The following is a 7,050-nucleotide window of genomic DNA, read 5'->3' on the forward strand; positions in this document are numbered from 1 at the left end:
TATTTGCACTGTCGTTTTTCAGGGGTTGCAGATAACTCACAAATATGCGAAATTCCAATAAGCTATCCAAGCCTGTATATGGCTATTTATTAATTGTTTACAATTTTGTATCATTATGGATATTTAAAATACGAAACCCAATGGATACTCAAAAAACGAAGTCCAAATTTAATCGTTGGCCCTTACATGATAAGTTTCACGGCGAAATTCACATGTTATTCCGGATTCATACACGTCTAACAGGTATTCCGATTTTTTTATTTTAATACTGGTTTTGTGCTTTTGCCAAACAACTTTTTAAAAATGGAAATTATGCACAACATATTTATCGCCCTAGTTAATCATTTTTTTTGATTTTTAGTATTCTTCTAAACGCAGTAATTAACAATTATTTACGCGTATAACATGCAGCATGTTTTTGACCTTATAAACCCAATTTGTATGGTTTTATAATACCCATTACACTAATAAATACTGTTTGTTTTAAAGAATTTTATTCAACACTATTTTTGTAGTCAAATTCTTATTGTTTTAATAGTCCACAAAATTAAGGCACAGGCCGCAACCCTTGCCAACGCTCACTTTTAGCCCTCCTTCGACAATCCTTCGACATTCCTCCCAAAAAATCGAATTTTACCGAAGCTCACTCGAACAAGTGTCGAACAAGACTCGAACAAAACCCCCTCAAAATCGGAAAAAGCAGACAATAGGTGCCAATACATGCCACACTATTGCTTTATTGAGTATGCTGTTGTATCTTAATACGTTTTTTTAAACGCGGATTTTAAAAATTATAGTTTGACTTTTTAAAGTTATTTATAATGCAGATTTAACCCGCTAAACCAAACCTTCAAAAGATAATAACCATTAAAAAGAAGGCTAAGAAAAACATAGGCGTACCAAATAAATTTTTGGTTTAAACTTAAACCTGTGCATTTCTTTGGATAGCTTATTTTCAAATCATTTGTACAGATCGCCATACAAAACTCATATAGCTTAACCTATCGGATACTGCTTTTTTTTGTACCTTTGCAATCCCAGTCTTTGGGACCAATTATTAATTTTAAATATTAAAATATATGTATCCAGCAGAATTAGTAAAACCAATGCGAGAAGACTTGACAAAAGTTGGATTTGAGGAGCTACACACCGCTCAAGACGTAGATACCGCGATAGCAAAAGAAGGAACAACCTTAGTAGTCATCAATTCGGTTTGTGGCTGTGCGGCAGCCAATGCGCGCCCGGGAGCACGAATGAGTTTGCAAAATGCAAAACGCCCTGACCATATTGTAACCGTTTTTGCAGGTGTTGACCAAGAAGCGGTTAGCCAAGCAAGACAGCACATGGTACCATTTCCTCCAAGTTCACCAAGTATGGCCTTGTTTAAAGATGGCGAATTGGTACACATGTTAGAACGTCACCACATTGAAGGAAGACCAGCCGAATTGATTGCTGAAAACCTTGTAGATGCTTATAACGAGTACTGTTAAGAAATTTGAAGCTTAAAAAGCATTATTCTGAATTTTAAAAAACCACGACAAATTTGCCGTGGTTTTTTGCATTTATACAGTTTTGAAAAACACTTTATTAAGACTTCCGTTTTGCTGCTGACTTAAGTTTTTGGGTAAAATAACGCCGTATTGGCAAGTCCATAAATTCAGAAACCAGATAAGCCAAAATAATCAACAAAATAGTAGAAATTGGAACCACCCAAGCCAGTTGGGTCATACTTGGTTGTTTGGCCACCACATAATTTGCAAATACCCACATAAATGGATAATGCGTCATATAAAGTGGATAAGAAATATCACCAGAAAACTTATTAATTTTATGATGTTTGGCCGACAAACTTGCGCCTGCGCCCAACGATACTAAAAATGGAAAGTAAAAAACCACCGATAACGGATCGACCAGCCAGTTCTGTTGCCCATTATGCGGGGTCGACTTTGCAAGGGTTTTAAACTTATAACTACTTTTCAAAATCAATAAAATTGAACCGGAAACATCTATAAGCTAAAATATAATTAAAAATAGTTTATGAATGTTTCAACTGTAATTTTACAAATTGGTTTAAGAATAGCAATACCTGAATTGCATAATATCCGTATGTTTTTAGAACTGATTTTTATTAATTTTGCAGCATGAAAAAAATATTGGCTTACCCTCTAACGGTTATATATTTCATTTTTTTTGGAATCACTCTTGTAGTATTCCATCCCATCCAATGGATTTGCTTTAATCTGTTTGGCTATAAAGCGCATAAGTTGAGCGTAGATTGGTTGCAGTTTTTTCTGTTGCGTTGCCTAAATATCTTGGGCACGCGTTTTACATTCATCAATCCTTACGATATTGACACCAACCAACCACTGATCATTGTTGCCAACCATCAAAGCATGTACGACATTTCGCCCATTACGTGGTATATGCGAAAACACCATCCAAAATTTATTTCCAAAAAAGAATTAGGCAAAGGCATTCCCAGTGTTTCCTACAACTTACGACATGGCGGTTCGGTATTAATCGATCGTAAAAACCCCAGACAATCCTTACCGGCTATTATGAAGTTTGGGGAATACATTGAAAAAAACAATCGTGCCGCAGTGATTTTCCCAGAAGGAACGCGAAGCAAAAACGGGGTTCCAAAACCATTTCAAACTAAAGGATTGGAAATTTTGATTAAAAAAATCCCATCTGGAACCATCGTTCCTATCAGTATCAACAATTCCTGGAAAATGTTGCGCTACGGAAAATTTCCCATGGGAATTGGAAATCATTTAATATTCACAGTACATCAACCTCTCAAAATTGCTACATTTGTAGATAAGGAAGAATTAATACGGACTGTTGAGCAGACCATTTCTTCAAACATTCACCCTTAAGTTTCAAATACCATGTCATTAAAAAATATACGTTTGGAAGTCATGCAATATCTTGAAAAAGATGTTGAATCACTCATTGAAAAATACTTAATTCCGGTGGATAGCATTTGGCAACCCTCCGATTTTTTACCCGATTCAGAAAGCGATTCGTTTTATGAAGATGTGAAGGAACTCCGCGAATTATCCAAAGAATTACCTTATGATTTTTGGGTAGTTATGGTTGGCGATATGATCACGGAAGAAGCGTTGCCAACTTACGAATCTTGGCTCATGGATGTAGAAGGCATCAATCAAGTAGAACGAAATGCTTGGGGAAAATGGGTGCGCCATTGGACCGGAGAAGAAAACCGACATGGCGATGTCCTTAACAAATATCTCTATTTATCCGGACGTGTTAATATGAAGGAAATAGAAATCACAACCCAGCACTTAATTGCCGACGGATTTGATATTGGCACAGATAGAGATCCTTATAAAAACTTTGTTTACACCAGTTTTCAAGAGCTGGCCACCTATATTTCGCATAACCGCGTGGCCAAAATTGCAAAACAAAAAGGCAACCGTCAACTTTTTAAAATGTGCAATATGATTGCTGGTGATGAAATGCGCCATCACCATGCCTACTCTGAATTTGTAGAACGTATTTTTGCTGTAGATCCCAATCAAATGATGGTTGCATTTCAAACCATGATGAAACAAAAGATCACCATGCCTGCGCATTTCCTAAGAGAATCTGGTGACAGGATTGGAACTGCATTTGAAGAGTTTTCAAACACCGCTCAACGTATTGGCGTTTATACCTCAAACGATTATGTGGACATTTTGGAAAAACTGGTGAAACGATGGGATTTAGGAAACATCAAAAATCTTTCCGATGATGGTGAGAAAGCAAGAGATTATCTGATGAAACTTCCGGACCGAATGAGACGATTGGCAGACCGCATTAAAATTCCTGAAAATTCCTATCAATTTAAATGGGTGCAACCGGCACATTTAAAATAAGATAAAAGCATTAGGTGGAACGCTGATTCCGTATGAAAATCAAAGAAAATCAAATTGATAAAACCATCGCGTTTGTCAAACAGCAACTTGCCAATGCCGAAGGCGGCCACGATTGGTTTCATATTGAGCGCGTTTATAATAACGCTTTAACGATTGCCAAACACGAAAATGTAAATGTTTTTGTGGTAAAACTTGGCGCACTTCTCCATGATATTGCCGATAGTAAATTTCATAATGGCGATGAAGCCATTGGACCCAAAATAGCAGAAAGTTTTATGCGCAGCATTGCTATCGAAAATCATGTTATTGAACACGTTATCAACATCATTAAAAACATTTCGTTTGCCGGTGGAAAAAATCCACAAAGCTTCAAAGCTCCAGAACTGGATGTCGTCCAGGATGCTGACCGTTTGGATGCCATAGGTGCGATCGGGATTGCGAGAACCTTTAATTATGGCGGATTTAAGAATAGACCACTTTTTGACCCTTCAATAAAGCCAAATTTAGAAATGACCAAAGCCGAATATAAAGCGTCAACGGCACCAACCATCAATCATTTTTATGAAAAACTGCTGTTTCTTAAAGATAAGATGAATACCAAAACAGGGTTGCAAATGGCCAAAGAAAGGCACGCGTATATGGAACAATTTCTTGATCAATTTCACGCCGAATGGAATGGCGAAAAATAGATTATTGTAGATTTTTATTTAAAAATAAGCTAGACCACTTGGTTTGTCTTCAATTTTAAGGGCTTAAACGCCTAAAATCATCAAAAAAATAACATGGTTTTAACAGTTAAATAGCATTCAAACTAATTAAAAATTTAATAGTTTTGGCGCTCACAAAAAAAATATTTTCATGAAAAAAATAGTACTGTCCCTCACCATTTTTATGCTGACTTTTTCGACAGCCATAAAAGCTGATGAAGGGATGTGGTTTTTGATGCACATCGAGCGCTTAAACCAAAGAGACATGCAGAAAATGGGTCTTCAATTGACTGCAGAAGAAATTTACAGCATTAACAACCGAAGTTTAAAAGATGCCATCGTTCAATTTAATGGTGGTTGTACCGCAAGTATTGTTTCTGAAAACGGCTTGGTATTGACCAACCATCACTGTGGATATGATGCCATTGCAGAATTATCTACTGCCGACAGAAACCACTTAAAAGATGGCTATTGGGCAAAATCATTGGATGCCGAATTAAAACCAGAAAGCTTATACGTTCGGTTTTTTGTAAGAATGGATGATGTTTCTAAGCGTATTTTAGCACAAGTCAATGATAAAATGACCGAAAAAGAGCGTGAAGCCGCCATCAACAAAGAAATTTCTAAAATTGAAAAAGAAAATAACGAAGGTGGAAAATACACTGTTTCTGTACGTTCTTTTTATCAAGGCAATGAGTTTTACTACTTTGTATATGAAGATTACAAAGATGTGCGTTTAGTAGGAACACCTCCGGAAAGTGTTGGAAAATATGGTGGTGATACCGATAACTGGGAATGGCCAAGACATACCGGTGATTTTGCTCTATTCAGAGTTTATGCAGATGCTGATGGCAATCCGGCCGAATATTCTACCGCCAACGTGCCGCTAAAATCAAAATACCATCTACCGGTAAGTATTGACGGCGTTAAGGAAAATGACTTTGCCATGATCTTGGGTTACCCTGGACGAACCAACCGTTGGATGCCAGCGCAAGGTGTTGAGCAAAACGTAAAGTTTGCTTATCCAGCTTGGGTAGAAGGTTCAAAAGTAAGCATGGATGTCATGAAAAAATATATGGATAATGACGAAGCCATCAATTTAATGTACGCTTCATCTTATGCTAGTATTGCCAACTATTGGAAAAACCGTGGTGGCATGATTGAGGCATTGACCGCCCATAAAACCGTAGCCACAAAAACGGAAGTTGAAAACAAATTTGACAAATGGGCAAACAAAAAGAATAACAAAGCTACGTATGGCAATGTTATTTCTGACATCAACGCCTATTACAAATTAACCAATGACAAAGCACAGCACGACAACTATTTAAACGGACTTATACGTGGTTCAAAATTTGCTGTCTTACCTTACAGATTAGGAAGTGCATTGGACCAATATGCTAAAGCCAATGAAGCCGCTCGTGAAAACATGCTTTCAAGATTGGAAGGCTTTATAGAAAGCACTTATAAAAACTACCACTTGCCTCTGGAAAAAGAAATTCTTGCAAAACAATTGAATGTTTATGCTTCAAAAACAAATTATCCGCTTCCGGAAATCGTAAAGGAAGTAGGTACTCAAAACAACAACGATTTTACGGCTTACGTAGAATCTATGTTTGACAACAGTATTTTTACTTCAAAAGAAAGTATCACTGCTTTTTTGGCAAATCCTGATGCGACAAAGCTAGAAAATGACCCGATGTACATTTTATCAAACCAATTGCTAACTAAGTACAGAGAACAACCGGAGCACCTTATCCAACCTGAAAATGATTTCCAAGCAGCGTTCAGAAAACTGGTTGCTGGATTGCGCGAATCTGGTTTGAGCAAAATCAGATATTCTGATGCCAACTCAACCTTACGTTTAAGCTATGGAAAAGTAAGAGCTTTACCGGTAAGTGACAAAGAAAATGATGCTGAATTCAATAACTACACTACTTTAAAGGGTATGGTAGCCAAATACAAACCAAACGATTTGGAGTTTGATTTGCCACAGCACATGTTGGATATGTATGCCAAAAAAGATTATGGACGCTATGCCAATGAAAGAGGTGAACTTTCCGTAAACTTTTTATCAGATAATGATATTACCGGTGGGAACTCAGGATCGCCAGTGATCAATGGTAAAGGCGAATTGATCGGTTTGGCTTTTGATGGAAACATTGAAGCGATGGCCGGTGATGTTATTTTTGATGCCGATTTACAACGTACTATCAATGTTGATATTAGATATGTCCTTTGGTTGATCGATAAATATTCTAATGCCAAACATATTGTTGATGAATTGACCATTGTTGGTGGACAATCTTAAATAGTACTACAGACCGCTTCGCTTTTAGATACTAGAAGCAAGACGAGCCAAGATGAAATAAAAAATGCGAACTGAATTAATTGGTTCGCATTTTTTGTTGTGGATAAAAATCAGCTCAATCTGTGTCATCTGCGTTCTAACGTCCCGGAAA

6 protein-coding genes are annotated in these 7,050 nt (G+C 37.0%); 5 read left to right on the forward strand and 1 reads right to left on the reverse strand.

Annotated elements, in window-relative coordinates; translation table 11 throughout:
* Positions 1-1,079 precede the first annotated feature (1,079 nt).
* Complete coding sequence (locus tag VNJ50_RS03175; RefSeq protein WP_325578982.1) at positions 1,080-1,490, forward strand: BrxA/BrxB family bacilliredoxin; 411 nt, start codon at positions 1,080-1,082, stop codon at positions 1,488-1,490.
* Positions 1,491-1,587: 97 nt separating this feature from the next.
* On the opposite strand, the gene VNJ50_RS03180 is transcribed toward VNJ50_RS03175, so the two are convergent.
* Complete coding sequence (locus VNJ50_RS03180) at positions 1,588-1,980, reverse strand: acyltransferase family protein (protein WP_325578984.1); 393 nt, start codon at positions 1,978-1,980, stop codon at positions 1,588-1,590.
* Between the two features lie 161 nt (positions 1,981-2,141).
* Here VNJ50_RS03180 and VNJ50_RS03185 point away from each other — a divergent pair, with 161 nt between their 5' ends.
* From VNJ50_RS03185 to VNJ50_RS03200, 4 genes are all read left to right on the forward strand, one after another.
* Entirely contained in the window at positions 2,142-2,879 is a 738-nt protein-coding gene (locus VNJ50_RS03185; RefSeq protein WP_325578986.1) for a lysophospholipid acyltransferase family protein, read from the forward strand.
* A gap of 12 nt (positions 2,880-2,891) precedes the next feature.
* Positions 2,892-3,881 carry an acyl-ACP desaturase gene (locus tag VNJ50_RS03190; protein WP_325578988.1) on the forward strand — a complete coding sequence of 330 codons (990 nt, stop codon included), beginning with the start codon at positions 2,892-2,894 and terminating at the stop codon, positions 3,879-3,881.
* A 32-nt stretch (positions 3,882-3,913) separates the two neighbouring features.
* Positions 3,914-4,570, forward strand: a complete 657-nt coding sequence (locus VNJ50_RS03195; protein ID WP_325578990.1) for an HD domain-containing protein — start codon at positions 3,914-3,916, stop codon at positions 4,568-4,570.
* A 169-nt stretch (positions 4,571-4,739) separates the two neighbouring features.
* On the forward strand, positions 4,740-6,899 hold the full coding sequence (locus VNJ50_RS03200) for a S46 family peptidase (protein ID WP_325578992.1): 2,160 nt from the start codon (positions 4,740-4,742) through the stop codon (positions 6,897-6,899).
* The last annotated feature ends 151 nt before the right edge of the window (positions 6,900-7,050 follow it).

It is taken from the genome of Gelidibacter sp. (assembly GCF_035577925.1).
Lineage (GTDB): Bacteria > Bacteroidota > Bacteroidia > Flavobacteriales > Flavobacteriaceae > Gelidibacter.